Genomic DNA, 26,145 nt, shown 5'->3' with positions numbered 1-26,145 from the left:
TCAGGACTTCGAGGGGTCCGTGCTCTCCGGGACCCGCAGCCGCAGCACGCCGGGATCGACGGCCGCGATCAGGTGCGTCGCCTCGATGTCGGTGTCCCCGTCGAGCTGGACGGGCTGCGCCTTCGCCGTGGTCACCCGGATGCCGGTGGTCAGATAGCGCTCCATCGTGGAGAGCTTCGGTCCCACCTTCGGCACGAGCTTCGGGTTGATCACCTGGGTGGCGACCTGGCTGAAGCCCGCCGCGCCGCGCCAGCCGGCGACGACCACCTCGAGGCGGCCGTTGTCGATCGTCGCGTCCGGCATCAGCACGAAGCCGCCGGGGAGCTTGCCGACGTTGCCCAGCAGCACGGTGCGGGCCTTGTGGGCGTGGCGGGTGCGGTCGGGCAGCTCGACGACGACGTCGACCGAGCGGCCGAGGATCGTGCGGACCCCGCCGAAGACGTAGGCGACCCAGCCGATGCGCTTCTTCATCCGCGGGTCGGTGTAGCCGATCATCTCGGCGTCGGCGCCGAAGCCCGCGATGACCAGGAAGATCTGCTTCGGCGCGGACTGCGCGGTCGCGGGGGAGTCTCCATAGCGCAGCCAGCCGACGTCGACCTGGTGGTCCTTGCCGGTCAGCGCCGCGACCATCGCCGCGGCCGGGTCCTCCAGCGGGATGTCGACGTTGCGGGCCAGGAGGTTGCCGGTGCCGGAGGGGATGATGCCCATGCGCGTCTCGGTGCCGGCGAGGACGGAGGCGACCATCCGCACGGTCCCGTCTCCGCCCGCGGCCATGACCAGGTCCGCGCCGTCGGCGACCGCCTGCTCGGTCTGTCCGCGACCGGGGTCGTCGATCGTGGTCTCGTAGAACTCGACCTCCGCGCTCTCGACCCGCTCGACGACCTCGGAGATCCGTCGGCGGAACTCGTCGGTGCCCTCGAACTTCGAGGGGTTCAGCACCACGGCGATGCGGCGCAGGCGCCCCGGGGTGTGCGCGTCCTCGTCGTCGTCGGACGGCTCCTCGGGCGCGCTGGTCCGCGAGGCCGCCGCGGCCTGGAGGCCGGAGAGCTCGCGGCGGTGCCGGCCGAGGCGTCGCAGCACCACGACCAGCAGGACGACGGCGATGATCGTGGTGACCACCGAGGCGATGCTCAGCAGAAGCAGGGTCAGATCCATGTGCCCACAGTAGCGGCGCGGCCCCGCCGCGATAGGCCCGCGCACGCAGGTACCCTGGAGCAATGATCGATCTGCGGCTCCTGCGAGACAATCCCGACGTCGTCCGAGCGGCCCAGCGGGCCCGGAGGCGCGACGCCTCCACCGTCGATGCGGTGCTCGAGGCCGACTCCCGCTGGCGCGAGGCCACCTCCGCCTTCGAGTCGGCGCGCGCCGAGCAGAAGGCCTTCGGCAAGAAGGTCTCGCAGGCCACGGGCGAGGAGAAGCAGGCGCTGCTGGCCGAGGTCAAGCAGCTCGCCGCCGACGTGAAGCGGCTCGAGGCCGAGTCCGGCGAGGCGCTCGCCGTCCGCGATGCGGCTCTGCGCGAGATCCCGAACCTCGCCGAGGGCGCCCCCGAGGGCCTCGAGGAGGACTTCGTCGTCCGCGAGACCGTCGGCGAGATCCCGAGCTTCGACGTCGAGATCAAGGACCACCTCGAGATCGCCGAGGGCCTGAAGGCGATCGACATGGCCCGCGGCGCGAAAGTCTCCGGCGCCCGCTTCTACTTCCTGCGCGGCGTCGGCGCGCAGCTCGAGCTCGCGATCCTGAACTCCGCGATCGACCAGGCCACCAAGGCCGGGTTCACCCCGATGATCACCCCCACCCTGGTGCTGCCGGAGTCGATGGAGGGCACCGGCTTCCTCGGCGAGCACGCCGACGAGGTCTACCACCTCGACAAGGGCGACGACCTCTACCTCGTCGGCACCTCCGAGGTGGCGCTGGCGAGCTACCACAAGGACGAGATCCTCGACCTCTCCGGCGGCCCGATCCGCTACGCCGGCTGGAGCGCCTGCTATCGCCGCGAGGCCGGCAGCTACGGCAAGGACACCCGCGGCATCATCCGCGTGCACCAGTTCCACAAGGTCGAGATGTTCTCCTACTGCCGCATCGAGGACTCCTGCGAGGAGCATGAGCGGCTGCTGGACTGGGAGCGGGAGATGATGGCGCGGATCGACGTGCCCTACCGCATCATCGACACCGCCGCCGGCGACCTCGGCACCTCCGCCGCCCGCAAGTACGACTGCGAGGCCTGGATGCCCAGCCAGAACACCTACCGCGAGCTGACCTCCACCTCGAACACCACCCAGTTCCAGGCGCGACGGCTGAACATCCGCGAGCGCACCGAGGACGGACTGCGCCCCGTCGCCACCCTCAACGGCACCCTCGGCACCACCCGCTTCATCGCCGCGATCCTCGAGAACCACCAGCAGGCCGACGGCTCCGTCGTCGTGCCGGAGGGTCTGCGGCCGTATCTCGGCGGGCGCGAGGTCTTCGAGGTCGTGGGCGGCGCTGCCTGAGATGCCCTTCCCCCGACCCCTGAAGCGACTGCGCGAGGCTCTTCGTCACCGACGGTTCACCCGTTCGTCGGCGGCCGATGGCACACTGCCGCGCATGGGCGCCTCCCTCACGACCACCGACCGCACCGCCGCGCGGGAGCGTCTGGCCGAGCACCTCGACCGGCTCGACGGGAAGGCGCTGCTGATCGGCCTCGACGTCGACGGCACCCTCGTCGACCACGACGGGCGGATGACCCCGGAGATGCGGGACGCGCTGCGCGGCGCCGCAAGCACGCACACCGTCGTCATCGCCACCGGCCGCTCCCTCGGCGCGACCCTGCCGATCGTCGAGGCCGCCGGGATCACGCGCGGCTACGCCGTGTGCTCCAACGGTGCGGTGACCGTCGAGATGGACCCGGAGGCCGAGGGCGGGCACCGCATCGTCGACACCCGCTCCTTCCAGCCCGGGCACGCGCTGCGCACGCTGCGCGAGGTCGCCCCCGACGCGCACTACGCGGTCGAGACGGCCGACGGCGGCTTCCACTCGACCACCGGCTTCCAGGACGCGAGCTTCGGCGTCGAGGCGACCGAGACCGCGCTCGACGACCTCATGGAGCTGGAGGCGGTGCGCGTGGTCGTCCACGTCCCCGACCTCTCCCCGCAGGAGTTCTCGAAGGTCATCGCCGAGTCCGGGGTGCACGGCGTCGAGTACTCGATCGGGTGGACCGCCTGGCTGGACATGGCCGCGCCCGGCATCTCCAAGGCCAGCGCCCTCGAGGTGATCCGCGACCGGCTCGGCATCGAACGGCGGGCGACCGTCGCCGTCGGCGACGGCTTCAACGACACCGAGATGCTCACCTGGGCCGAGGTCGGGGTCGCGATGGGACAGGCGCCGCAGGGCGTGAAGGACGTCGCCGACGTCGTCACCGGCACGATCCACGAGGACGGGACCGTGCTGGTGCTGGAGCGCTTTCAGCACTGACGACGCGTGCGGATCCAGACCTCGGAGGTGAGCTGCCGAGCGATCAGGACGGAGCGGCCGCGATCAGGAGCCGGATGAGGAGCTGATCGCTCATGCGCTCCGACGGCGGCGCCCCCGACGGTGCCCGTCGGCTGACTCCTCGACCTCCAGGATTACCTTGCCCAGGTGACCGCCGGTGCGGAGGATCTCGTGGGCGCGAGCGGCCTCGGCCAGCGGGAGCCGCTCGTGGATCGGGATCTGCAGCTCCCCGGAGGCCAGCAGCGGCCAGACCAGGTAGCGGGTCGCCTCGAGAATCGCGGCCTTGTTCTCCACCGGGCGTGACCGCAGCGTCGAGCCGATCACGCGGGCGCGCTTGGCCATCAGCTGCCCGATCGGCAGCTCGCCGCTCGCACCGCCGAGCGTCCCGATGATCACCAGGCGGCCGCCCTCGTTGAGCATCGCGACGTTGTCGGCCAGCGCCGAGCCGCCGACGACGTCGAGGATCACGTCCGCGCCGCCCGCCTCGCGCACCGCGGCGGGCAGGTCGATGATCCGGCGGTTCCACGCCTGGTCGGCGCCGAGCTGGGCGACGATCGGCAGGGCGTCGTCGCTGCCGACGGTGGTGAGCACACGGGCGTCCATGCCCTTCGCGAGCTGGATGGCGACCGTGCCGATGCCGCCCGTGCCGCCGTGGACCAGGACCGTCTCGCCCTCGCGCATCCCCGCCTCGAGCACCAGGTTCGACACGACCGTCGCGGCGGCCTCGACCATCCCGGCCGCATCGATCAGACCCATGCCCTCCGGGGCTGGCAGCAGCTGCGCCTCGGGGACCGCGACGACCTCGGCGTAGCCGCCGCCGGCGAGCAGGGCGACGACCTCCTCGCCGGTGTCGCGGCGTCGGCCGGAGACCTCGAGGCCCGGCAGCTCGGAGGCGCCGGGCGGGGGCGGGTACTGGCCCGCGGCCTGCGCCACATCGGCGCGGTTCACACCCGCGGCGACGACGTCGACCAGCACCTCGCCGGGGCCGGGAGTGGGTTCGGGCAGCTCGGCGAGCTCGAGCTCGCCCTCGCCGACGATGGTGATCGCGCGCATGGTCCTCTTCTCGGTCGTCGGGCTCGCCGTCATCGTCTCACCTCGACGACGGTGCGGCCGCGGACCTGGCCGGCCAACACCCGCTGCGCGGCGGGGATCGCGTCGGCGAGGCCGATGGTGGTCGTCATCGAGTCCAGCAGGGCCAGGTCGAGCTCGCTCGCCAGCGCCGCCCAGGCCCGCTCGCGCAGCGGCAGCGGGCACTCGACGGAGTTGATGCCGGCGAGGGTGACGCCGCGCAGGATGAACGGCAGCACCGTCGTGGGCAGGTCCGGTCCCTGCGCGAGGCCGAAGGCGGCGACCGTGCCTCCCCATGCGGTCTGCGCGAGGACGTTCGCGAGGGTCGTCGAACCGACCCCGTCGACCGCGGCGGCGAAGCGCTGCGACTGCAGGGGACGGCCCGCCTCCTCCGACAGCTCGCGGCGGTCCACGACCTCGGCGGCGCCGAGGGAGCGGAGGTACTCGCCGTGCTCCTCACCGCGGCCCGTCGAGGCGATCACGCGGTGGCCGCGACCGGCGAGCAGCGCGATCGCGACCGAGCCGGCGCCGCCGGAGGCGCCGGTGACCAGCACGTCCCCGTCGGCCGGGGCGAGGCCTGCGTCCTCGAGTCGCAGCACGGCGAGCATCGCGGTGAAGCCGGCGGTGCCGAGCGCGGCGGCGCGCTGCGGGGTGAGGGCGTCGGGCAGATGGACGAGCGCGTCGGGCCGCACGCGGGCGCGGGTCGCGAAGCCGCCGTGGCGGGACTCGCCGATCCCGTCGCCGTTCAGGACGACGGCGTCGCCGGGGGAGAAGCGGGCATCGGCGGACTCCGTCACCGTGCCGACCAGGTCGATGCCCGGGATGAGCGGGTGGGCGCGGGCGATGCCGTTGCCGGCCAGGGCCATCGCGTCCTTGTAGTTCAGCGAGGAGAACTCCACGTCGAGCGCCACCTCGCCGGTCAGCAGGGACTCGTCGGCGTCCTCCAGGAGGCGCGGTGCCGCGCCCTCGGAGTCGATCAGGATCGCGCGCATTCGAGGCTCCTCACGGTCGGGCATCACGGTCGGCACCAGCGTATGCCCCCGACCCCGATCCTGACCTCGACCCGGACCTCGACACCGATCCCGCCCTCGACGTCGCGCCGTGGCCGTGATCACCGTGATCGGCGCGGCCTCCGCCGGCGTCTGGCTGCTGCTGGTGCGCCGCACCCAGACGCGCTGAGCGGTCGGGGCGCGGTCCGGCCGGACGGTAGACTTCCGCGGGTGCCTCCGGGCACCGGGAGGGTTGTCAGAGCGGCCGAATGAGATGGTCTTGAAAACCATTGTGCAGTGACCCTGTACCGCGGGTTCGAATCCCGCACCCTCCGCTGACCTGCGCTTCTAGTGTCCGTCGCAGGGGAAGAGTCCCGCGGGGGCGGGCGACGTCGTGGTGAGGGGGAACGTGGCCGAGGTCAGGTATCGCGCGATGCGGGTCTGGTGGGTCCGGGCCGCGCTCGGCGTGGTCTTCGTGCCCGTCTCGCTCCTCATGCTGGGCAGCGGCGCCATGCTGCTGAGTACGGAGTCCGTCGCCGGGGTGCTCGGGTTTCTGCTGTGCCTGTCCCTCGTGCTCTTCATCGGCCTGGTCTCGGCACCCTCCGCTGACCTGCGCGCTCAGCGGTTCGTCGGCTCCACGCGGCGCTCGCCGGCACGGACCGGGACCGGCAGGTGGTTGCCCTCCGGCGGGCGGGGGCAGGTCGCCGAGGTGCTGAAGGCCGAGGGGAAGTTCAGCGCCCGGTTCAGGTCCACCTCGATGCGGTCCCCGTCGATCCGCGCCTCCACCTGACGCCAGTCCGCGCTCTCCGTGCCGGAGGTCTCGTCGGTGAACACGAGGGTCGAGCGGCCGGTCACCACGAGGTCCACGTTCCGCCCGCCGACCGTGAAGCGTGCGATGCCGGGGGAGGGGACCTCCGAGGTGAGCCAGGGCAGGACCGAGCCGACCGTGACCTCCGCCGGACGCGGGACGAAGGTGCCGGTCAGCACCGCGTCCGGGTCGTGGTCGAAGGTCGGCACGCCCTCGAAGGCGGTGCGTCGCGGGGCCGACGGGTCCAGCAGGCGCAGCCCGATCCGGTCGCCGCGGCGGATCACGTCGATCTGCACGTCCTCGCCGAAGCAGGCCAGGCGCACGTCGGCGGCCGCGCCGACGGTGACACGAGTGTGCTCGCCATGGTGCTCGACGAGCGCCTCGGGGGCGTCCGCCAGCAGCTCGAGCGCCTCGCCCTCCCACTCCGCCTCGAGCACGTCGCCCTCGCGCCGCCAGGTGCCGGGCACGCCCTCGATCTCGCGCGCCCCGTCGGCCGGGTCGATCCAGTGCAGTCCCACCTGGGAGAGGATCCCGTGCGGCGCCGCGAGGCCGCGGTCGCGACGGACGCGGAAGGCGAGGAAGTCCTCGGGGGCGGATGCGGTCATGGGAGCCTCCTGCAGGTCTCGGACGGGACGCTCGCAGTCTGCTCCCTCTTACCCCGCACGTCGAGGGCCCGCGTCATGCGCGGTCATCCGCCGAGGCCGTCGACCTCCGCGGACTCCCCGCAGTCGCCCGGCTCCCCGGACTGAGCCTGCCCTCCCTCCGCCGCGTAGCATGTGCGCCAACCAGGAGCATCCGGCCGGATCGAGGAGATGACGACGATGGTGCAGTACACAGGTGTGGCAGTGAGCCCCGGACGGGTGATCGGCACCATCCGCACGATGGCCCCGCCGGTCGCCGAGCCCGCGGCCGACGCGACCCTGCCCGAGGGCGCCGATGCGCAGGCCGAGTCCGAGCGGATCCCCGCCGCGGCCGCCGCCGTGCAGGCCACTCTCGCCCGCCTCGCCGAGCGCGCGAACGGCGATGGGAAGAAGATCCTCGAGGCGACCGCGCAGATGGCCGCCGACCCCTCCCTCATGCAGACCGCCCAGGGACTCGTCCTCTCCGGCGGGAAGACGGCCGAGCGCGCCGTGTGGGAGGCCGGCGACCAGGTCGCCTCCATGCTCGAGAACCTCGGCGGGTACATGGCCGAGCGCGCCACCGACGTGCGCGACGTGCGCGCCCGCATCGTCGCCGAGCTGCGCGGCGAACAGGCCCCCGGCATCCCCGAGGTCGACGAGCCGTTCGTGCTCACCGCCATCGACCTCGCCCCCGCAGACACCGCCACCCTCGACCCCGCTCGGGTGCTCGCCCTGGTCACCTCCGACGGCGGGCCCCAGTCGCACACCGCGATCCTCGCCCGCCAGCTGGGCCTGCCCGCGATCGTCGCCGCGAAGGGGATCCACGAGTTCTCCGACGGCACCGAGGTGTTCATCGACGCCGGCTTCGGCACCATCACCGACGAGGTCACCGAGGAGCACCAGCGCCTCTCCCAGGCGTGGGCCGAGCTGCAGCGCAACCCCCTGACCTACGAGGGCGGGGGAGGGGTCCTCGCCGACGGGACCCGCGTGCAGCTGCTGGCCAACATCGGCGGCGCCAAGGACGCCGAGAAGGCGGCCGCCGCCCACGCCGACGGCGTGGGCTTGTTCCGCACCGAGTTCCTGTTCCTGGACCGCGAGGACGAGCCCGGCGTGGAGGAGCAGACCGCCGCCTACGCGGAGACGTTCGCGCACTTCCCGGGCAAGAAGGTCGTGGTGCGCACGATCGACGCGGGCGCCGACAAGCCGCTGCCCTTCCTCACCGACGCCGACGAGCCCAACCCCGCCCTCGGCGTGCGCGCGTATCGGACCTCCTGGGAGAAGCGCTCGGTGCTGACCAATCAGCTCGACGCGATCGCCGCCGCGGCGAGGAGCACCGAGGCGAAGCCCTGGGTGATGGCGCCGATGATCGCGACCGTCGACGAGACCGAGGACTTCGTGGGCCTGTGCCGCGAGCGCGGCCTCGAGCCGGCCGGGATCATGGTCGAGACCCCCTCGGCCGCGATCATCGCCGACCGCCACCTCGCCGCGTCCGACTTCGCCTCGATCGGCACCAACGACCTCACCCAGTACACGATGGCCGCCGACCGCCAGCTCGGCTCCCTCGCGCACCTGAACTCGCCCTGGCAGCCCGCCGTGCTCGCGCTGGTGAAGGCCACCTGCGACGGCGCCCGCGCGGCCGGCGGCGACCCCGAGGCGTTCGGGGAGAGCGCGAACAAGCCCGTCGGCGTGTGCGGCGAGGCGGCAGGCGATCCCGGACTCGCGGTGGTGCTCGTCGGCCTCGGCGTGAACTCGCTGTCGATGACCCCGCGCTCCCTGCCGGCGGTCGCGAAGGTGCTCTCGACCGTCACCCTCGAGCAGGCCAAGGACCTCGCCGCGAAGGCGCTCGAGGCCCGCACCTCCGAGGACGCCGTGAGCCTGGTCCGCGCGAACCTGCCGATCCTGGGCGAGCTGGGGCTGTGAGAGGCTGACCGGCCCGGACGCGGGAAGGGCGCCCCACCGTGACGGTGGGGCGCCCTTCTGCATCGGGCGAGGCTCTCGCTCACTCCTCGGCGTCGAGGTCCTTCTCGAGCAGGTCCGCGAGGGCGTTGACCGACTCCTCGGCTCCCTCGCCCTCGGCGCGGAGGGTCACCTCGTCGCCGTGACCGGCGCCGAGGGTCATGAGCATCAGCATGCTCGAGGCCTGCACGGCGCTGCCGCCGGCCTTCTCGATGGTGACGGTGGCCGGCTGCTGCGCAGCGGCCTGGGCGAAGATGCCGGCGGGGCGGGCGTGGAGCCCGGAGGCGCTGGCGATCGTGACGGTGCGCTCTGCCATGGTGGATGCCTTTCGATCGGGTGGTCCCGCGGCCGCGGGCCGCGGGCGAGAAGTCGGGGACGGCTCGGGCGGGGTGCTCAGTCCGTGTGACGCGAATATACCGGGGACGCGATCCGCTCGCGCACCTCGGCGTACAGGGGGTGGGACGGCCCGAGGCCGGTGATCTTCGCGGTGGCGGCGTCCGGATCGGTCCTGACGCGCGGGCCGGGCGGCTCGCTGCGGCCGGTCGGGGCCGTGCCCTCTCGAGGAACCGTGGGCCTGCTCCGTCAGCGTGCCCCGCAGTCCAGACCCGGACCGGGCTCGGACGGCGGTCGCCGGTCCTGGGTCGTGCGAGGTGAGCGGGGATCAGACCGCGTCGGCCGACTCGTCGTCCTCGACCGTGACGGCACGGGTCGCCCGCCAGCGCCGGTACGACACGACGGTCAGGACGAGCACCACGACCCAGGACGCCACCACGACGGCGCCGTGGAACACGTCCGGGGCGGCGAGGAAGGCGCCGATCGCGATGAGGGAGACCTGGCCGGGCAGCGCCGAGAGCGCTGTGGCCAGCAGGAACTCGCGGCTCGTGATGCCGAGCGCGCCGCTGCCGTAGTTCACCGGCCAGTAGGGGATCCCGGGCATCAGCCGCAGCGTGCACACCGCGTAGAACCCGCCGCCCTCGAGGCGCTCCTCGACGACCTCACGGTGCGAGCCGAGCGCCCGCATCACCGTCTCGCGGCCCAGCGCCCGGGCGAGCCAGTACGCACCGAGGCAGCCGGCCGTCACCCCGATCATCGACAGGAGCGTGCCGGGACCGAGGCCGAACAGCATCCCGCCGGCGACCGCCATGATCGTCACGGGGATCGGCGTCAGCGCCACCAGGGCGTAGAGGGCGATGAAGGCCAGTGGTGCCCAGGCGCCGAAGTCGTCGATGTCCGCGCGCAGCTCGTCCAGCGAGGGCAGGCGCACGTTCAGCGCGAGCCACAGCATCGCCAGCGACGCTGCGACGAGCGCGACGTTGCGCGCGATGGAGCCCCAGGGCGTGCTGTCCCGCTCCGCCCCGGGGCTCGTGCGCTCGGAGGTGCTCAGAGGGCGCCCTGCGACTCCGTCCCCGCGGGGATCGGGGTCATGCGGGTGACGGTCGCGGGGCCCTCGATGAGGTCCGCGATGTCCGCGCGGAGGATCTTCACCTGGTCACTCTCGCCGTGGACGTCGAGGTCCTCGACCGTCGTCCACTTCTCGATCATCGTCACGGTGCCGTCCTCGGCGTCGTGGATCGCGTAGAGCTCGCAGCCCTTCTCGGTGTGGACGGCCTCGATGCCGCGGCGCATGGCCTCCGCGAGCTCCTTCTGCTTGCCGGGCTTGGGTTGGAAGACGGCGGTGACGACGACGGTCATGGGAACTCCTCGGGGTGCAGGAACACTGATCGTCCCCCATGGTGCCGTGCTCGACTGAACCGTTCCACCGCGTCCCACGCGGTCAGTCAGCCGTGCTCCTCGGCGGACGATGTCCGCGAGGCGGAGCCCTCGAGTGCAGGCGTGGCGCTCCTCCCGGTCACAGCGCGGCCTCACGCGGACTTCTTCGAAGCGCCTGATCTCTTGGCGGTACCGGACTTCTTGGTGCTGCCGGATTTCTTGCCGCCGGGCTTCTTGGTGCTGCCGGATTTCTTGCTGCCGGGCTTCTTGGTGCTGCCGGATTTCTTGCTGCTCGACTTCTTGCTGCCCGACTTCTTGGTGCCGCCCGACTTCTCTCCGTCGTCGCCCGCCCCTGTGTCGCCGCCGCGGCGCCTGCGCACGCTGCGCTCGAGGGCGTCCATGAGGCTGATGACCTTGCCGCCCTCCTCCGAGTCCTCCCCGGAGCTCTGTTTCCCGAAGGTCGCGTCGGTGTCGACCGTGTCGCCTTCCTCCAGCTTCGCCTCGAGCATCCGGCGCAGCTCCGCCTGGTACTCGTCGGTGAACTGCTCGGGATGGAAGTCGTCGCTGAACTGCTCGACCAGCGCGGCGGACATCTCCATCTCCTTCGCGGAGACCTTCGACCTCGAGGGGCCGAAGTCGACGTCCTTGAGATCGGTCGGCCAGCGCAGGGTCTGCAGGGCCAGCAGGTCCTCGTGCACCCGGAGCACGCCCAGGCGCGTCTTCGTCCGCAGCGTGAAGGTGACGATCGCGGTGCGCTCGGTCTCCTCGAGGGTCCTCCGCAGCAGCACGTAGGCCTTCGAGGAGCGGCCGACGGGCTCGAGGAAGTACGAGGTGCCCAGCAGGATCGGATCCACCTGGTCCGAGGGCACGAACTGCACCACGTCGATCTCGTCGTTCTCCTCCGCCGGGAGGGCATCGAGCTCCTCATCCGTGAGCACGACGGTCTTGTCGCCGTCCTCGTAGGCCTTGTCGATGTGCTCGAAGTCGATCTCCCGCCCGCACACCTCGCAGCGCCGCTCGTAGCGGATCCGCCCGTGGTCGCCGTCGTGCACCTGGTGGAAGGAGATGTCGTGCGAACGTGTCGCCCCGTAGAGCTTCACCGGCACGTTCACGAGTCCGAAGGTGATCTCACCGCTCCATATCGCACGCATGCCCCATGACACCACGCGGTGCGGCGCGCCGCCAGGAACGAACGGTCGGCGCCGCGGCCCGGCGCGTGACGGATCCCGTGATCCGGGGCACAGTGGGGGCCATGGCCACTCGAGAGCAGCAGGTGGAGATCGAAGGGCGCAGGCTGAGGCTGTCGAACCTCGACAAGGTCCTCTACCCGGCCACGGGCACCACCAAGGGCGAGGTGATCGACTACTACCACCGCATCGCCCCGGTGATGGTCCCGCAGGCGACGCGTCGCCCGGCGACGCGCAAGCGCTGGGTGGACGGGGTGGGCACCGCCGAGTCGCCGGGCAAGGCGTTCTTCCGCAAGGACCTCGAGGACCACGCCCCCGACTGGATCCCACGCGCCGACATCCAGCACAGCGACGGCGTCTCCACCTACCCGCTCGTGGACGAGACGGCCGTCCTCGTCTGGCTCGCCCAGCTCGCCGCGCTCGAGGTCCACACCCCCCAGTGGCGCTTCGACGCGGACCTCGAGCCCGCACGCCCCGACCGGATGGTCCTGGACCTCGACCCCGGCGAGGGGGCCGGGCTGGCGCAGTGCGCCCGTGCGGCGGCCTGGTGCCGCGAGATCCTCACCGACATGGGTCTCGAGAGCTTCCCGGTGACCTCCGGCTCCAAGGGCATCCACCTCTACGCGCCGCTGGACGGCAGCGCGAGCTCCGAGGAGGTCGACCAGGTCGCGCACGAGCTCGCCCGAGCTCTCGAGACCGACCACCCCGAGGAGGTGATCAGCACCCAGTCCCGTTCGAAGCGCACCGGCAAGGTCCTCGTGGACTGGTCGCAGAACAACGGCAAGAAGACGACCGTCTGCCCGTACTCCCTGCGCGGACGCCTGCGGCCCACCGTCGCCGCCCCGCGCACGTGGGAGGAGATCGAGGACCCCGCGCTCGCACACCTCGAGATGGCCGAGGTGCTCGAACGGGTCGAGGGCGGGATCGACCCCCTCGCGCCCCTCGGGCAGGACGAGGAGGGCGGCGCCGCGTCGACCGGGCGAGCCCGCGACCGGCTCGAGGTGTACCGCTCGAAGCGCGACCCCGAGCGCACGCCCGAGCCCGTCCCCGCCCCCGACGTCGGCAGCGCCGCCGCGCAGGAGGCGCTCGAGGACGCGGAGCCGATGTTCGTCGTCCAGGAGCACCACGCCAGCCGCCTGCACTGGGACTTCCGCCTCCAGCACGAGGGCGTGCTGGTCTCCTGGGCGGTGCCCAAGGGGCCGCCGCTCGAGACGGGCGTCAACCGCCTGGCCGTGCAGACCGAGGACCACCCGCTCGAATACGGCACCTTCGAGGGCACCATCCCGAAGGACGAGTACGGCGGCGGCGACGTCACCCTCTGGGACACCGGCACGATCGAGATCGAGAAGTGGCGCGAGGGGCGCGAGGTGATCGTGGTCTGCCACGGACGGCCCGACGGCGGGCTCGGCGGCGTGCCCCGACGCTTCGCCCTCCTCCACACCGGCGGCATGGGCGGATCGCGCCGCTCCGAGGCGGCGCAGGAGAAGGCCGAGGCGAACTGGCTGCTGCACCTGATGAAGGACCAGCCCGAGGCCGACGGCGCAGAGGGACCCGGCCCCGCCCCCACGGGGACCTCGGAGGACGTCGAGATGGGCGAGCCGATCGCGCCGATGCTCGCCACCCTCGGGAGCCGGGAGGACATCCGCGAGGAGGACGAGTGGGCCTTCGAGATGAAGTGGGACGGGGTGCGTGTCATCGCGACCGTCCTGGGCGACCGGGTCCGTCTGACCAGCCGCGGCGGCAAGGACCTCACCGTCACGTTCCCCGAGCTGGCCGAGCTCGTCGACGCCGTGGCGCCGCCCCTGCGGGAGGCGGGGGAGACCGTGCTCGACGGGGAGATCGTGGCCCTCGACGGCCGTGACCGGCCCTCCTTCTCCCGCCTCCAGCAGCGGCTCGGCCTCACCCGGGAGCGCGACGTCGAGCGGGCCCGGAAGGACGTCGAGGTCCACGTCATGCTCTTCGACCTGCTCGTGCAGGGAGGCGACTCGCTGCTGCGCACCCCCTACCGGCAGCGGCGCGAGGGGCTGTTCGAGGCGGTGCACGCCACCGACCACGTCCAGCTGCCGCACGCCGATCACGGCGACGTGGACCAGGCGATCGCCCTGTCGAAGGAGCTCCAGCTCGAAGGGGTGATGGCGAAGACGGAGAGCGGCGTCTACCGGCCGGGCAAGCGCACCCGCACCTGGATCAAGCTCAAGAACGCCCGTCACCAGGAGGTCGTGGTGATCGGGTGGCGCCACGGCAAGGGGGAGCGTTCCGGGACGATCGGTTCCCTCCTGGTCGCCGTCCCCGACCCGAGCGGGGATCTGCACTACGCCGGCCGCGTGGGCACCGGGTTCTCCACTCGCGATCTCGAGGAGATCGCGGGCTGGCTCCGCTCCCGCTCCCGGAAGACCCCGCCGGTCGACGACGTCCCCTCCGCGGACCGGCGCGATGCGGAATGGGTCCGCGCCGACCTGGTGGGGGAGGTGCAGCATGCCGAACGCACCGACGACGGCCGGCTGCGCCATCCCGTGTGGCGCGGATGGCGCCCGGACAAGCGGGCCGAGCAGGTGCGGTGGGAGACATGAGGGGGGCCGGGCCCATGGCGGGGTCTCCTGGATCACACCCGGGCCCCCGCAGCCCCGCCGATGACGTAGTCTTAGCGTGCACGGCGCAGGATGCCTCCCTCGGGGGCGACCGACGACGGTCGCGCATCACCGACGAGACAGGGACTCCATCACCTCCTCCGCACTGCCCACGAACTCCTCTCCGCACCATCCCCGGTCGCTCGCAGTCCCCGCCGAGCGCTCCGCTCCCGCCCGGCTCCGAGCCGATGCCGACGCCCCTGTCGCCGCGCTCGCCGGAGGGGCACCCACGGCCTCCGGGCCCCAGAACGGCCGCATCGGCGACGTCACGTCGTCGGCCGCGGCTCAGGCGGCCCCCGTGGCCGCCCCCGCAACCCGCCACGACGACCACACCGGTCGCCGTGCTCCCGGGATGCTCCCATCCGCGACGGCGCCGCCGTCACGGATCTACGGGTCACGGACCGTGACTCACGACAACGAAGGAAATACCGCCATGGCTACTGGCATCGTCAACTGGTTCAACTCCGACAAGGGCTACGGCTTCATCGCCCCCGAGGACGGCTCCGCTGATGTGTTCGCGCACTTCTCCGCGATCGTCGGCACCGGCCGTCGTGACCTCGAGGAGAACCAGCGCGTGGAGTTCGACGTCGAGCAGGGCCCCAAGGGCCTGCAGGCGACGAACATCCGCGCTCTCTGAGCTTCCGCACCACCTCGACGCCCGTCGTCCCGGCACCTGCCGGGGCGGCGGGCGTCGTCGTTCCCGGGGGAGCCGCGCAGCGCCCGCGTCCGCGGCGCGGTCACCAGCGGAGCAGGTGCTCTCCGGGGCCGAGCTCCTGCGGCGCCGCCGTGCCCGGCTCCTGCGGGAGCACGACCGTCGCGCGGGTGCCGTCCGGAACTGTGAGGGCGAGGGTGCGGGCCTCGCGGTCGAGGTCCAGGGCGATCTCGCCGGAGTCCGTCGCGCGGGTCATCGCGATGCGGCCGACGGGGACGTCCGGGTCCGGGGCGACGACGAACTCCTCCCAGCCCTCGGCGCCGCGGCGCAGCCCGGCCACGTGCTCGTGGAGCCAGGTCACGGGCGTGCCCATGAAGTAGTGGGAGTGCGAGCGCGGCTGCTCCCACATCTCCGCGAAGGTCGAGTTGCCGGCCTCGAGCCAGGCCCGCCAGCCGGGCGCTGTCGGATTCGAGAGCACCCGCCACGCGAGCGCTCCGTGGCCGTGCGCGGAGAGCACGGGCAGGAGGAAGCGGACCCCGAGGTGGCCGCAGTCGTGGTGGTCGCCGCGGGCGGTGAGGTCATCCACCAGGTGCGCCACGACGGCGTCCACCTGCTCGGGCGGGACGATGTCGAAGGCCAGGGGGAGGATGTTCGAGGTCTGGCGGTACGTGCTCGTGCCGGGCTCCGCGGCCGTGCCCGGGTCGCGGTAGAGGCCGCGGGCCGCGTCGAGGAAGACGGAGTTCACCGCCTGCTCGAGGGTGGAGGCGTCGGTGCGCAGCGCATCCGGGGCGGGGAGGTCCGCGTCGAGCACCTCGCTGGCCGCGCTCGCCGCCTCGATGGCGTGGGCGAGCCTGCGCAGGGCGTGGGCCACCAGGAGCGTGCCCGACAGGCGTCTGTCCTCCGGGGCGGGGCCCGTGCTGCCGGGGGAGAGGTCATCGCCGAGCACCGAGGAGATCAGTCCGTCCTCGTCCTGTCGATCCAGCTCATGGGCGAGATACCGGGCCGCGGCCGCAGCATGTCGGGTGACGAGGTCCGTCTCCCCGTACTCGCACACCATCTCGTCCAGCAGCACCGGCAGCAGGCACGTCCATTCCGGGGCGGGGGAGAGCTCCTCGTAGCCCCAGCCGGGGCTCGGGGAGATCACCGCGAGGGAGCCGTCGGCCCGCTGGCCGTCCACCTGGTCCTCCAGCCACTTGCGCAGCATCCGGCGCATGTCGAAGCCTGTCGTCATCGCCGCGAGCGACGTCAGCGCGTCCCCCGTCCAGCCGTTCTTCTCCTGGCTCGGGGTGTCGGTGGGGACGTGGTGCATGTTGTTCAGCAGCGAGGCGCGCATCGCGCTGTCCATCGCCTCGACGTGCGCGTCCGAGCTGGTCAGCGTGCTCGCCGGGCGCAGGTCGGCATGGGCGAGGATGCCGGTGACCTCGAGCCGGGCGAGCTCCCCCGGCGCCGTCTCGATCTCGACGTAGCGGAACCCCTTGTAGGAGTGGCGCGGTGCGAAGGAGCGGGCGAAGGCGGGCTCCAGCCGGAGGCGGTCCTCCTGGAAGCGACCGGTCTGCACGTGCTCGTTGCGCGCATCGACCCGGCCGTCCTCCCGCAGCTTCTCCGCGTGACGGGCGACCAGCAGCAGCGGCGGGGCGTCGGCCGGGATGTCCTCGCGCAGCGAGAAACGGCACCAACCGGCGATCACCCGGCCCATGTCCAGCACGGTGCGGGTGGGGGAGGAGGAGACGACCGCGGGCGTGATCTCCTCCTGCTCCCGGATCAGCTCCTGGACCTGTCGGACCATCATCGGCTCAGGGACCTCGCGGCCGTGTCCGCCCCGTCGGGCGCCGCGCCGGGAGGACGCCGCCAGCACCGGCGCCCAGTCCGAGTCGTCGTAGCCGGGGAGCAGCCAGGCCTCCGGGTCCTCGACCGGGGCGAAGGTCTCGCCCTCGTACATCGAGTCGAAGGCCACCGGGCCCGGGCGGGTGCGCCAGTCCTGGCCGGTGGCGACAGCCCGGGAAGAGCCGTCGGCCTGATGCATCCGCAGATGCGCCCAGGCCCGCACCGGACCCCGCCAGGGCGCCAGGTGCCAGCGCCACTCGTTCAGGGTGGTCATCGCATGGAAGCCGCGTCCCAGCTCGATGCCCAGCACGTTCTCGCCTCGGTGCAGCAGCGCGCCCACCTCGAGCTCCCGCACCTGGAGGCGCGCGCGGGGATCGGTGAGGCCGGGGTCCAGACGTGCATCGTCCACCTCGGCGCCGTTGAGCGCGGCGCGGAAGGTGCCGAGCCCCGTCACCAGCAGGCGGGCCGAGACCGGCGGAGAGACCAGCGCGAAGGACAGCCGCAGCAGCGGGTTCTGCGGGTCCTCGCCGGGGGCGGTGATCCAGGACGCGAGCGCGGGGTCGATGCGGTGATCGCGGGGAGACATGCGGTGCCACCTGATCCTGGGGTCCTCGACGACGGGTCACGCCAGTCTTCCACGCTCCCAGCGGCCTCCGGGGCAGCGGTGCCACCATGGCCCGATGGACATCGGCGAGATCCTCGACGGAATCGGAGGGCGCCTCGCGCCCGGACCCGTCCCCGACGACGGGCCCTGGATCCTGCTCGCCCTGGCCGTCGCGACGCTCGCCGTGGTGGTGCCGCCGCTGTGGCGGCTGCTGCGCCCCGGCGTGACGATCGTGCACGAGCTCGGCCACGCCGCCGTCGGGATCCTCATGGGCCGGCGCTTCACCGGCTTCGTCGTCTCCGCCGACATGTCCGGCCACGCCGTCACCGTCGGCCCCCGCCGCGGGATCGGCCGGATCCTCTCGACCTGGGCCGGCTATCCCGCACCCGCGGTCCTCGGCGCGCTGCTGGTGCAGATCGCGCTGCACGGCTGGGCGCGCACCGCCCTGTTCGCGGCGCTGGTCGTGCTGGTGGTCTCCCTCGTGTTCACCCGCTCCGGCCACACCGTCCTCGCCGTGCTCGCCAGCGCCGCCGGGATCGGCGCGCTGTGGTGGTGGGGCAGCCCCGCGCTCACCGCCCTGCTCACCCTCGCCGCCGGGGTGTTCCTGCTGCTGGGGGCCTGGCGCCACCTCGGCTCCGTGCTCCGCCGGGGCGGCCGGCAGGACGACCCCGGCCAGCTCGCCCAGCTCACCCCCCTCCCCGCCGCGCTGTGGAACCTCAGCTTCGCGCTCGTGATCGCGCTGGGCAGCTGGTGGGCGGGCGCGACACTGGTGGATCTGCTGCGCTGAGGCCCGCCGAGATCTTCCTCGCCCCGGAGCGCGGCCGCCGCGATGGCGCGCGCAGGCGGCGAGGGTGAGAATCGGGGAGTACCCGCGACGCGGAGGTGTGGAGCATGGACTGGACGAGCTGGATCGGCCTGCTGGACGCCCAGGACTCGTGGATCGCCCGCGAGATCGTGCAGCGGGGCGTCGCGGCGGTGTACGTCCTCGCCTTCCTCTCGACCTTCCACCAGTTCCCGGTGCTGCTGGGGGAGAAGGGGCTGCTGCCGGTGCCCGCATTCCTCGCACGGGCGGGGGACCGGGCCGGGCCCACGCTCTTCCGCCACGTCCCCTACAGCGATGCGCTGCTGCGCGGGATGTGCTTGCTGGGGATGCTGCTCGGGCTCGCCGTCGTGCTCGGGCTGCCGCAGCAGGGGCCCGCATGGAGCATGCTCGCGGTGTTCGGGGCGATGTGGGTGATGTACCTGTCGATCGTCTCCGTGGGACAGATCTTCTACGGCTACGGCTGGGAGTCGATGCTGCTGGAGTGCGGGGCGCTCATGGGCCTGCTCGGCTCGCACGCGGTCCCGCCGCCGCAGCTGATGATCCTGTTCCTGCTCTGGCTGCTGATCCGTCTCGAGTTCGGCGCCGGGATGATCAAGATGCGCGGGGACCGCTCCTGGCGGGACCTCACGGCGATGGACCACCACCACGAGACCCAGCCGATGCCGGGCCCGCTCAGCCGCACCGCCCACCTCATGCCCCGCTGGTGGCACCGGGCCGAGGTGCTCGGCAGCCACGCCGTCCAGCTCGGGATCATCTGGCTCGTGCTCGCCCCGCAGCCGATCGCGTCCTTCGCCGCCTGCGCCGTGATCGCCACCCAGCTGTTCCTGGTCATGACCGGGAACTACGCCTGGCTGAACTGGCTGACGATCCTCGTGGCCTGCGCCGCGATCTCCGATGCGTTCTGGCGCTGGCTGCTCGGAGGCCCGTTCCCGGGGTGGAGCTGGTTCGGGGTGCCGCTCGGGGCCGACGGCGGCGGCGCGGGCGCGGAGGTGTCCTCGCCGCTGTGGTGGACGGCGCTGGTCGCCGCCGCGTTCGCCCTGCTCGCCGTGCTCTCCAGGAAGCCGCTCGCGAACCTGTTCTCCTCGCACCAGCTGATGAACGCGAGCTTCGACCGCTTCCACCTCGTGAACGCCTACGGCGCCTTCGGCTCGATGACCGAGCGGCGGTACGAGGTGATCATCGAGGGGACCGAGGACGCCGCGGGGCAGGAGGCCGCGGAGGCGACCTGGCAGGCCTACGAGTTCCGCGGCAAGCCCGGCGACCTGCGCCGACCTCCCCGCCAGGTCGCGCCCTATCACCTGCGACTCGACTGGCAGATGTGGTTCCTCGCGCTGCGGCCCGGCGCCGAGCCGTGGTTCGTGGCGCTGCTCGAGCGGCTCGCCGACGGGGACCCCGGGGTGCGCCGACTGCTCGCCCGCGACCCCTTCGACGGCCGAGCGCCGACGGCGCTGCGCGTGCGGTACAGCCTCTACCGCTTCGCCCGCCGCGAGGAGCGGAGCGGCGGCGGCGCACGATGGGTCGCGACGGACCTCGGAGTGATCGCGCGGCGGTGAGTGCGTACCCTGGGACCTCGCCGTAGCTTTCCAGCCTCCGAGGAGTCCCATGTCCGCGATCGCCGTCCCGGCTCGCCGTCCCGTCCTGGCCGACGCCCTGGCCCCGCACCGCACCCTGCTGCGCGACGCCCTGCTGGTCCTCGCCGGCGCCGCGGTCGTCGCGGTCCTCGCCCAGGTCACGATCCCGCTGCCGCTCGTGCCGATCACCGGACAGACCCTCGGCGTGATCCTCGTCGGCGCGGCGCTGGGCTCCCGTCGCGGGGCGATCTCGCTGGCGACCTACATGGCCGTCGGCCTCGCCGGAGCGCCCGTCTTCGCCGAGTTCTCCGGCGGGCCCGCGATGGTCCTCTCGCCGAGCTTCGGCTTCGTGCTCGGCTTCATCCCCGCCGCCTTCGTCGCCGGCTGGTTCGCCGAGCGCGCCTGGGACCGCCGCCCCGTGCTCGCCATGACCGGTTTCGTCGCCGCGAGCGTCGTGCCCTTCCTCGTCGGCGTGCCGTACCTCGCGATGATCCTCAACGCCGTCCTCGGCGCGGGCGCCGACCTCGGCGCCGTGCTCGCCGCGGGCCTGTGGCCCTTCATCCCCGGCGGCCTGGTCAAGGCCGCGCTCGCCGCGCTGCTGATCCCCGCCGCGTGGAAGGGTGTGCGCGCCCTCGACGAGCGCCGCTGATCCCCGGCGGTCCTGCCCGCCGCACCGTCCCGAGCCCCGCGGCCGACGCCTTCCCGTCGGCCGCGGGGCTCGGTCATACTCCCTGCCATGAGCGCACCGAGCACACCCATCAGCGACGTCCCCGGCGTCGGCGCTCCCGCTGCCCGCGCCCTCGCCGAGCAGGGGATCACCACCGTCGACCAGCTCGTCGGTCGGGACTGGGCCGAGCTCGCCGAGCTGCACGGGGTGGGCGCCGCCTCGGGCAGGCGGCTGCAGGCCCTGCTGCTCGAGCACGGCGAGGGGATGGCGAACCCGCCTGCGCCGGACCGCGGCCGCACCACGGTCACCCGGGGCGCGACCGGGAAGAGCGCGAAGGACATCACGACCCGCGCCACCTCGACGGACCCGGCCGACTACGTCGACGGCCTTGAGGGCAGGCGGCGCGAGGAGGGAGCGCGGCTGCTGGAGCTCTTCGGCCGCGCCACCGGCGAGCAGGCCACGATGTGGGGTCCGAGCATGATCGGCTACGGCGAGGTGCACTACCGCTACGCCACCGGCCGGGAGGGCGACACCTTCCAGCTCGGCTTCAGCCCTCGCAAGGCCGACCTCGCCCTCTACGGCATCCAGGGCTTCCCCCGCTCCGACGAGCTGCTCGAGAAGCTCGGCAAGCACCGCCGCGGGGTGGGCTGCGTGTGGGTGAAGAAGCTGCCGGACATCGACGAGTCGGTGCTCGAGGAGCTCGTCGCCCATGCCTGGCAGAGCGGGCCCGGCACCGCGTGCTGAGCCCGCACCCCTCGGGTCGGCCGACGGGGCCAGCACGATGAAGGCGATATCGTGGAACATCGCCAGGCCTAGCCGGTCGATCAGGGTGAAGGCGATCTGGTCGGCCGCGCCCCTCCGGGCGCCGGGCGGGGTGGGGACGAGGTGAGGCTCGGCTCAGGCATCGCGAGCGGGGTCGCCCTCGGCCCGCCATGGGCCTACGATTCGAGCGGCCGCGACCGCGCGGCCGCAGGAGACCGACCGGAGAGCGAGGGCAGCCATGGGCCAGACGGCGCGCGAGCGCCGACGTGCGGAGCGGCATCCGTTCGTCGGCCGACGCTCCAAGGCGGGATTCGTGATCCTCGGCGTCGGGGCGGCGATGGTCATCGCCCATGCCGCGGGCTTCAAGCTGCTCATGCACCTCGAGGGCGACGAGCACTCCTGGCCGAGCGCGATCTACTGGACCATCACCACGATGTCCACGCTCGGCTACGGCGACATCACCTTCGACGACGACGAGGGGCGCCTGTTCTCCCTCTGGGTGCTGCTCAGCGGCGTGGTCTACATGCTCGTGCTGCTGCCCTTCTTCGTGATCCAGTACCTGGTCACGCCGTGGCTGGACCATCGCCGCGCCACCCGCACCCCGCGCAAGGTCGCCCCGGGGGTCAGCGACCACGTGCTGCTGGTCGGCTCCGACGCCGTCACCCAGGCCTTCGCCGCCCGCGCCGAGCGCTCCGGCATCCCCGCCGTGATGCTGCTGGAGGACGCCGTGAAGGCGGGGGAGCTGCACGACCAGGGCCGGCAGGTCGTCGTCGGTCCCCTCGACTCCGCGTTCACCTATCGCAACGCGGGCGCGGCACGGGCGCGGCTGGTGATCTCCACCCTCTCCGATCACGCCAACACCAACGTCGCCTTCACGGTGCGCCAGGCCGCCGCCACCGTGCCCGTGGCCGTGACCGCCTCGAAGCCCGCCTCGGTGGACGTGCTCGACCTCGCCGGCGCCGACCACGTGCTCGAGCTCGGGCAGGTCCTCGGCCGCGAGATGGCCTCCCGCGTGCTCGGCTCCACCGGCCGCGTCCACGCGATCGGCACCATCGGCGACACGATCATCGCCGAGGCCGCGGCGCGCGGCACCGAGCTGGTGGGGAAGCTCCTCGGCGAGGCCGTCGAGATGCAGCGCTCCCGGGTGCGGATCCTCGCCGTGCTGCGCAAGGGCCGGCTGCGCGCGATGACCCCGGACCTGCGGATCACCGACGGGACCGTGCTGGTCCTGGCGGGCACCGCCGAGGACCTCGCCCAGTACGACCGCCGGTTCCAGTGCGGCGAGGTCTCCGAGGAGCAGCCGGTCGTGATCGTCGGCGGCGGGCGCGTGGGCCGCGCCGCCTCCCGGGCACTCAGCGACGGGGGCGTCCCGAACACGATCGTCGAGATCGAACCGGGCCGGGTCGAGAACTCCTACTCGGTGCTCGAGGGGACCGCGAGCTACGCCGTGGTCCACGGGGACGCCGCCGACCAGCGGATCCTGCGCCGCGCCGGCCTCGAGCACGCCTCCGCCGTGCTGGTCACCCCGCGCGACGACGACCTGAACGTCTACCTCACCCTGTTCTGCCGGCGCCTGCGGCCCGAGCTGCAGATCGTCTCCCGCGCCACCTACGAGCGCAACGTCGCCACCCTCTACCGGGCCGGGGCCGACGGGGTGCTCTCCTACGCCACCATCGGCGCCACCGACCTGTGGAACCACGCCGGCTTCAGCCACCGCGTGCTGCTGGCCGAGGGCAACGAGCTGTTCCTCGCCCCCTGCCCGGCCTCCCTCATGCGCCGCCCCCTCCGGGACGACGAGGTGCACCGCCGCACCGGCTGCGACATCGTCGCGGTGCTCGAGGCGGACGGCACCCTCGGCTACGACACCGAGTCGATCCCCGCTTCCTCCGAGGTGCAGCTGCTCCTGCTCGGGGACCGCCACGCCGAGCGGCGCTTCCGCGAGACCTATCTGGGCCGCCGTCTGCGCCGTCGCTAGGCTGGGCGTCCTGCCCCGCCCCTGACCCGTTTCGGAGGATCATGTCGCCCGCCCCCGTGAAGCTCGCCGTCGGCGATGCCGCCCCCGCCCTCGACCTGCCCACCGCAGGCGGCGGGAGGGTCACCCTCGAGGACCTCCGCGGAGCGCCGGCGCTGCTGTGGTTCTATCCCGCCGCGAACACCTCGCTGTGCACCAAGCAGGCCTGCGACCTGCGCGACAACCACCGAATGTTCCTCGACGCCGGCTACCGCGTCATCGGGATCTCGCCCGATCCGGTCCCCGAGCTCGATCGCTTCGTCGCCGAGCAGGACCTGCCCTTTACCCTCGCCTCCGACGAGTCCCACGAGGTGATGACCGCCTACGGCGCCTGGGGCGAGAAGAACATGTACGGGAAGATCGTCCAGGGCACGATCCGCTCGACCTTCGCGATCGACGAAGCGGGCGTCCTCACCTTCGTGAAGCACCGCGTGGGCACCCCGAAGCACATCGCGCTGCTGCAGGAGAAGCTCGGCCTCTGAGCCGCGGGCGGGCAGGGGGAGGTGTGACGCGAACCGCTCCGCCTCGCTTTGGCGCACCCCGCTCGCTCCCGTATGCTGGCTCGGCGTGCCGCGACACCGCGGCGCCAGGAGACGTGGCAGAGCGGCCGAATGCGCTCCCCTGCTAAGGGAGTAGGCGACTACAATCGCCTCGGAGGTTCAAATCCTCTCGTCTCCGCCGAAAAGGCCCCTCACCAGCGATGATCTCGCCGGGAGGGGCCCTTCTCGTGTCCGGCCCTCACAGGGCCGGCGACTCGCCCTCCAGGGTGGTCCACTCCGGCCCGTCGGACTCCAGCAGGTCCGGGTCGCGCACCAGGTCCTGCTCCTCCTCGTCCCCGCGCAGCCGTGCCGCGAGCGCCCGCAGCGACTCGCGCAGGAGCTTGCGCGCGGTGGAGGCGTCGCCGGCCTCGAGCGCGGCGACGAGCTGCTCATGGGTGTCGGTGAGGTCCGCGCGCACGCCGTAGCCGCGAGGATCGGAGAAGGTGCCCATGCGGGTGAGGATCACGATCGTGTTCATCGCCGTGACCAGGAACCGGTTGCGGGAGATCTCCGCGAGGCGCTGATGGAGGTCGAGGTCGGCGTTGCCCGCCTCGATCACCTCGCCCGCCGCGAGCGCGCGACGGGTCCGCTCCACGCACTCCCGCAGCGGGAACAGCAGCGCCGGGATCTGCTCCTCGTCGCCGTCGGCGCGCAGCGCGGCCACGTGCTCGGCGACGTTGGTCGCCGCCTGCATCTCGATGCCGAGGCGGTAGTCGATGAAGTCCGACAGGGTGCCTGCGTCCATCGTCGTCACGAACAGGCCGCGGCCCGGGATCTGCGTGAGCAGCCCGTCGCGCACCAGGCGCTGGCACGCCTCGCGCAGCGAGGAGCGGGAGATGCCCATCTGCTTGGAGACCTGGACCTCGGGGATGGTGTCCCCGGGGCGGAGGTCGCCGACGAAGATGGCGTTGCGCAGCTCGAGCTCGGCCTGGTCGATGATCGAAGGACGACGGATCGGCTGCATCATCGGCAGCCGGACGGAGTCCTGACGAGGGGGCATGGGTCCTCCTGTGACGGTGCGCCGCCGGTGGGCGTGCGAGGACACCATCATCCGTTCCCTCCCCGCCCCGGCGCACGCGCAGAGGGAGTCATCGCTGTCACAGTCACGGGCGTCGCGGAAGGATCACGACCCCATCACAAAAGAGCCGCAGGTCGTGGACGACTGTCGATCCACCGGTACGGTGACCAGGAATCCGATATCCAGAGATCCGATTGTCCGACACGACGAGCGTGCACGGCAAGGATCTCCCGGCGAGAGGGAAACCATGCAGATGGGCCGCACGACGCACCGCAGCACGCACGACCGACGAACCTTCTTCCGCGGCACGGGCCTGGTGCTCTCCGCCGCGGCCCTGGGCGGCGGGCTCGCCGCCTGCAGCCGCACCAGCACCGGCGGCGGCGGCGAGTCCGGCAGCGACGGCGGCGGTGGTGGGGACCTGCTCAGCCGTCTGCAGGATGCCGGTACCATCACCGTCGGCTTCGCCGGCGAGGCGCCCTACAGCTTCGAGGAGGGCGGCGAGGTCATCGGCGCGACCGTCGCCCTGCACCGCGAGATCTTCGGCGAGCTCGGCATCGACACCGTCGAGGGCAAGCTCACCGACTGGGGCTCCCTCATCCCCGGCCTGAACGCCGGCCAGTTCGACGCGGTCAGCGCCGGGATGTCGATCCTGCCCGACCGCTGCGCGCAGGCCGCCTTCAGCGAGCCCGAGTTCCAGTACACGACCGCGCTGATGGTCCCCGTGGGCAACCCCGAGGGTCTCGAGACCATGGACTCCTTCGTGGACTCCGGCCTGACCGTCGCGACGATGGCCGGGGCGGTCGAGTCCGACTACGTCGCCGCCCTCGAGCTCGACGCCATCGAGGTGGGCGGCCCGCAGGACGGCGTGGACGCGCTGAAGTCCGGCAACGCCGACGCCTTCGCCCTGACCGCCATCTCCCTGAACTACCTCGCGGACAACACCGTCGACGACGTCGAGGTCACCGAGAGCTTCGTGCAGGAGATCGACGGCGTGAAGCAGGTCGGCGCCGGCGGCACCGTGTTCCGTCAGGAGGACACCTCGCTGCTGGACGCCTACAACGAGAAGCTCGCCGAGATCATCGCCGATCCCGAGCGGTACCTCTCCATCGTCGGCGAGTACGGCTTCGGCGAGCAGGAGCTGCCGCCCGAAGAGATGACCGCCGAGATCCTCTGCTCGGGCGATCTCTCCTCCCTGCAGTGAGCCTCGCACCCTTCCACGACGCCCCGGCGCGTGAGGCGAG

General features: G+C 72.5%; 22 protein-coding genes and 2 tRNA genes. 14 read left to right on the top strand and 10 right to left on the bottom strand.

Features of this window, described 5'->3' with window-relative positions; translation table 11 throughout:
* The gene (locus L3K22_RS01405) at positions 1 to 1,155 is read right to left on the bottom strand and encodes a diacylglycerol/lipid kinase family protein (RefSeq protein WP_263309811.1); all 1,155 of its coding nucleotides are present in this window, start codon (positions 1,153 to 1,155) and stop codon (positions 1 to 3) included.
* A 62-nt stretch (positions 1,156 to 1,217) separates the two neighbouring features.
* Between L3K22_RS01405 and serS the strand changes: the two genes are divergently transcribed.
* Together serS and L3K22_RS01395 are read left to right on the top strand one after the other, a co-directional pair.
* The gene (gene serS / locus L3K22_RS01400; RefSeq protein ID WP_263309810.1) at positions 1,218 to 2,489 is read left to right on the top strand and encodes a serine--tRNA ligase; all 1,272 of its coding nucleotides are present in this window, start codon (positions 1,218 to 1,220) and stop codon (positions 2,487 to 2,489) included.
* 94 nt (positions 2,490 to 2,583) lie between these two features.
* The gene (locus L3K22_RS01395) at positions 2,584 to 3,450 is read left to right on the top strand and encodes an HAD family hydrolase (protein WP_263309809.1); all 867 of its coding nucleotides are present in this window, start codon (positions 2,584 to 2,586) and stop codon (positions 3,448 to 3,450) included.
* Between the two features lie 90 nt (positions 3,451 to 3,540).
* Here the strand turns inward: L3K22_RS01395 and L3K22_RS01390 are convergent, their stop codons facing one another.
* The gene (locus L3K22_RS01390; RefSeq protein WP_263309808.1) at positions 3,541 to 4,521 is read right to left on the bottom strand and encodes an NAD(P)H-quinone oxidoreductase; all 981 of its coding nucleotides are present in this window, start codon (positions 4,519 to 4,521) and stop codon (positions 3,541 to 3,543) included.
* 29 nt (positions 4,522 to 4,550) lie between these two features.
* Positions 4,551 to 5,528: an MDR family oxidoreductase gene (locus L3K22_RS01385; protein WP_259881618.1), complete on the bottom strand. Its 978-nt coding sequence runs from the start codon at positions 5,526 to 5,528 to the stop codon at positions 4,551 to 4,553.
* Positions 5,529 to 5,772: 244 nt separating this feature from the next.
* Here L3K22_RS01385 and L3K22_RS01380 point away from each other — a divergent pair.
* Positions 5,773 to 5,860, top strand: a tRNA-Ser gene (locus L3K22_RS01380).
* Between the two features lie 283 nt (positions 5,861 to 6,143).
* Here L3K22_RS01380 and L3K22_RS01375 read toward each other — a convergent pair.
* Positions 6,144 to 6,938, bottom strand: a complete 795-nt coding sequence (locus L3K22_RS01375) for a DUF1684 domain-containing protein (RefSeq protein ID WP_263309807.1) — start codon at positions 6,936 to 6,938, stop codon at positions 6,144 to 6,146.
* Between the two features lie 216 nt (positions 6,939 to 7,154).
* Here L3K22_RS01375 and ptsP point away from each other — a divergent pair, with 216 nt between their 5' ends.
* Complete coding sequence (ptsP, locus tag L3K22_RS01370) at positions 7,155 to 8,873, top strand: phosphoenolpyruvate--protein phosphotransferase (protein ID WP_263309806.1); 1,719 nt, start codon at positions 7,155 to 7,157, stop codon at positions 8,871 to 8,873.
* A gap of 79 nt (positions 8,874 to 8,952) precedes the next feature.
* Here the strand turns inward: ptsP and L3K22_RS01365 are convergent, their stop codons facing one another.
* The 4 genes from L3K22_RS01365 to ku all read right to left on the bottom strand — a co-directional run bounded on the left by L3K22_RS01365 (position 8,953) and on the right by ku (position 11,770).
* Positions 8,953 to 9,225, bottom strand: coding sequence for an HPr family phosphocarrier protein (locus tag L3K22_RS01365; RefSeq protein ID WP_010550035.1), 273 nt, complete (start codon positions 9,223 to 9,225; stop codon positions 8,953 to 8,955).
* Between the two features lie 345 nt (positions 9,226 to 9,570).
* Positions 9,571 to 10,194, bottom strand: a complete 624-nt coding sequence (locus tag L3K22_RS01360; RefSeq protein ID WP_263309805.1) for a TVP38/TMEM64 family protein — start codon at positions 10,192 to 10,194, stop codon at positions 9,571 to 9,573.
* A 95-nt stretch (positions 10,195 to 10,289) separates the two neighbouring features.
* The gene (locus L3K22_RS01355) at positions 10,290 to 10,601 is read right to left on the bottom strand and encodes a putative quinol monooxygenase (RefSeq protein WP_070499820.1); all 312 of its coding nucleotides are present in this window, start codon (positions 10,599 to 10,601) and stop codon (positions 10,290 to 10,292) included.
* 170 nt (positions 10,602 to 10,771) lie between these two features.
* A complete protein-coding gene (gene ku, locus L3K22_RS01350; protein ID WP_263309804.1) occupies positions 10,772 to 11,770 on the bottom strand; it encodes a non-homologous end joining protein Ku in 999 nt (332 codons plus the stop codon).
* Positions 11,771 to 11,871: 101 nt separating this feature from the next.
* Between ku and L3K22_RS01345 the strand changes: the two genes are divergently transcribed.
* The gene (locus tag L3K22_RS01345) at positions 11,872 to 14,376 is read left to right on the top strand and encodes an ATP-dependent DNA ligase (protein ID WP_263309803.1); all 2,505 of its coding nucleotides are present in this window, start codon (positions 11,872 to 11,874) and stop codon (positions 14,374 to 14,376) included.
* Positions 14,377 to 14,866: 490 nt separating this feature from the next.
* Complete coding sequence (locus L3K22_RS01340; protein WP_010550042.1) at positions 14,867 to 15,070, top strand: cold-shock protein; 204 nt, start codon at positions 14,867 to 14,869, stop codon at positions 15,068 to 15,070.
* A gap of 100 nt (positions 15,071 to 15,170) precedes the next feature.
* On the opposite strand, the gene L3K22_RS01335 is transcribed toward L3K22_RS01340, so the two are convergent.
* The gene (locus L3K22_RS01335; protein WP_263309802.1) at positions 15,171 to 17,495 is read right to left on the bottom strand and encodes a family 78 glycoside hydrolase catalytic domain; all 2,325 of its coding nucleotides are present in this window, start codon (positions 17,493 to 17,495) and stop codon (positions 15,171 to 15,173) included.
* A 94-nt stretch (positions 17,496 to 17,589) separates the two neighbouring features.
* Here L3K22_RS01335 and L3K22_RS01330 point away from each other — a divergent pair, with 94 nt between their 5' ends.
* The 7 genes from L3K22_RS01330 (at position 17,590) to L3K22_RS01300 (ending at position 24,025) form a co-directional block, all read left to right on the top strand.
* Positions 17,590 to 18,300 (top strand): M50 family metallopeptidase, encoded by a 711-nt coding sequence (locus L3K22_RS01330; protein ID WP_263309801.1) that lies wholly within the window; start codon positions 17,590 to 17,592, stop codon positions 18,298 to 18,300.
* Positions 18,301 to 18,404: 104 nt separating this feature from the next.
* The gene (locus tag L3K22_RS01325; protein WP_263309800.1) at positions 18,405 to 19,889 is read left to right on the top strand and encodes a lipase maturation factor family protein; all 1,485 of its coding nucleotides are present in this window, start codon (positions 18,405 to 18,407) and stop codon (positions 19,887 to 19,889) included.
* A gap of 49 nt (positions 19,890 to 19,938) precedes the next feature.
* On the top strand, positions 19,939 to 20,556 hold the full coding sequence (locus L3K22_RS01320; protein WP_263309799.1) for a biotin transporter BioY: 618 nt from the start codon (positions 19,939 to 19,941) through the stop codon (positions 20,554 to 20,556).
* An 87-nt stretch (positions 20,557 to 20,643) separates the two neighbouring features.
* Complete coding sequence (locus tag L3K22_RS01315) at positions 20,644 to 21,318, top strand: DUF1801 domain-containing protein (RefSeq protein WP_263309798.1); 675 nt, start codon at positions 20,644 to 20,646, stop codon at positions 21,316 to 21,318.
* 256 nt (positions 21,319 to 21,574) lie between these two features.
* Positions 21,575 to 23,311: an NAD-binding protein gene (locus L3K22_RS01310; protein ID WP_263309797.1), complete on the top strand. Its 1,737-nt coding sequence runs from the start codon at positions 21,575 to 21,577 to the stop codon at positions 23,309 to 23,311.
* Positions 23,312 to 23,352: 41 nt separating this feature from the next.
* On the top strand, positions 23,353 to 23,829 hold the full coding sequence (locus L3K22_RS01305) for a peroxiredoxin (protein WP_263309796.1): 477 nt from the start codon (positions 23,353 to 23,355) through the stop codon (positions 23,827 to 23,829).
* Positions 23,830 to 23,936: 107 nt separating this feature from the next.
* Positions 23,937 to 24,025 (top strand) — tRNA-Ser (locus L3K22_RS01300).
* A gap of 60 nt (positions 24,026 to 24,085) precedes the next feature.
* Here the strand turns inward: L3K22_RS01300 and L3K22_RS01295 are convergent.
* Positions 24,086 to 24,886, bottom strand: coding sequence for a GntR family transcriptional regulator (locus L3K22_RS01295; RefSeq protein ID WP_062948624.1), 801 nt, complete (start codon positions 24,884 to 24,886; stop codon positions 24,086 to 24,088).
* Positions 24,887 to 25,151: 265 nt separating this feature from the next.
* On the opposite strand from L3K22_RS01295, the gene L3K22_RS01290 reads away from it, so the two are divergent.
* The gene (locus L3K22_RS01290; RefSeq protein WP_263309795.1) at positions 25,152 to 26,105 is read left to right on the top strand and encodes a transporter substrate-binding domain-containing protein; all 954 of its coding nucleotides are present in this window, start codon (positions 25,152 to 25,154) and stop codon (positions 26,103 to 26,105) included.
* The last annotated feature ends 40 nt before the right edge of the window (positions 26,106 to 26,145 follow it).

It is taken from the genome of Brachybacterium atlanticum (assembly GCF_025669985.1).
GTDB classification, from domain to species: domain Bacteria; phylum Actinomycetota; class Actinomycetes; order Actinomycetales; family Dermabacteraceae; genus Brachybacterium; species Brachybacterium conglomeratum.
The sequence above is the reverse complement of the archived record's forward strand: the minus strand, read 5'-3'. Positions and strand labels throughout refer to the sequence as shown.

Excerpts from the sequence above, each read along its gene's own strand:
- L3K22_RS01325 (WP_263309800.1), top strand. The coding sequence starts at position 18,405 with ATGGACTGGACGAGCTGGATCGGCCTGCTGGACGCCCAGGACTCGTGG.
- L3K22_RS01385 (WP_259881618.1), bottom strand. The coding sequence starts at position 5,528 with ATGCGCGCGATCCTGATCGACTCCGAGGGCGCGGCACCGCGCCTCCTG.
- L3K22_RS01330 (WP_263309801.1), top strand. The coding sequence starts at position 17,590 with ATGGACATCGGCGAGATCCTCGACGGAATCGGAGGGCGCCTCGCGCCC.
- ptsP (WP_263309806.1), top strand. The coding sequence starts at position 7,155 with ATGGTGCAGTACACAGGTGTGGCAGTGAGCCCCGGACGGGTGATCGGC.
- L3K22_RS01335 (WP_263309802.1), bottom strand. The coding sequence starts at position 17,495 with ATGTCTCCCCGCGATCACCGCATCGACCCCGCGCTCGCGTCCTGGATC.
- L3K22_RS01290 (WP_263309795.1), top strand. The coding sequence starts at position 25,152 with ATGCAGATGGGCCGCACGACGCACCGCAGCACGCACGACCGACGAACC.
- L3K22_RS01340 (WP_010550042.1), top strand. The coding sequence starts at position 14,867 with ATGGCTACTGGCATCGTCAACTGGTTCAACTCCGACAAGGGCTACGGC.
- L3K22_RS01345 (WP_263309803.1), top strand. The coding sequence starts at position 11,872 with ATGGCCACTCGAGAGCAGCAGGTGGAGATCGAAGGGCGCAGGCTGAGG.
- L3K22_RS01320 (WP_263309799.1), top strand. The coding sequence starts at position 19,939 with ATGTCCGCGATCGCCGTCCCGGCTCGCCGTCCCGTCCTGGCCGACGCC.
- ku (WP_263309804.1), bottom strand. The coding sequence starts at position 11,770 with ATGCGTGCGATATGGAGCGGTGAGATCACCTTCGGACTCGTGAACGTG.
- L3K22_RS01395 (WP_263309809.1), top strand. The coding sequence starts at position 2,584 with ATGGGCGCCTCCCTCACGACCACCGACCGCACCGCCGCGCGGGAGCGT.
- L3K22_RS01310 (WP_263309797.1), top strand. The coding sequence starts at position 21,575 with ATGGGCCAGACGGCGCGCGAGCGCCGACGTGCGGAGCGGCATCCGTTC.
- L3K22_RS01295 (WP_062948624.1), bottom strand. The coding sequence starts at position 24,886 with ATGCCCCCTCGTCAGGACTCCGTCCGGCTGCCGATGATGCAGCCGATC.
- L3K22_RS01365 (WP_010550035.1), bottom strand. The coding sequence starts at position 9,225 with ATGGCAGAGCGCACCGTCACGATCGCCAGCGCCTCCGGGCTCCACGCC.
- L3K22_RS01305 (WP_263309796.1), top strand. The coding sequence starts at position 23,353 with ATGTCGCCCGCCCCCGTGAAGCTCGCCGTCGGCGATGCCGCCCCCGCC.
- L3K22_RS01405 (WP_263309811.1), bottom strand. The coding sequence starts at position 1,155 with ATGGATCTGACCCTGCTTCTGCTGAGCATCGCCTCGGTGGTCACCACG.
- L3K22_RS01315 (WP_263309798.1), top strand. The coding sequence starts at position 20,644 with ATGAGCGCACCGAGCACACCCATCAGCGACGTCCCCGGCGTCGGCGCT.
- L3K22_RS01390 (WP_263309808.1), bottom strand. The coding sequence starts at position 4,521 with ATGCGCGCGATCACCATCGTCGGCGAGGGCGAGCTCGAGCTCGCCGAG.
- serS (WP_263309810.1), top strand. The coding sequence starts at position 1,218 with ATGATCGATCTGCGGCTCCTGCGAGACAATCCCGACGTCGTCCGAGCG.
- L3K22_RS01355 (WP_070499820.1), bottom strand. The coding sequence starts at position 10,601 with ATGACCGTCGTCGTCACCGCCGTCTTCCAACCCAAGCCCGGCAAGCAG.
- L3K22_RS01360 (WP_263309805.1), bottom strand. The coding sequence starts at position 10,194 with ATGCTGTGGCTCGCGCTGAACGTGCGCCTGCCCTCGCTGGACGAGCTG.
- L3K22_RS01375 (WP_263309807.1), bottom strand. The coding sequence starts at position 6,938 with ATGACCGCATCCGCCCCCGAGGACTTCCTCGCCTTCCGCGTCCGTCGC.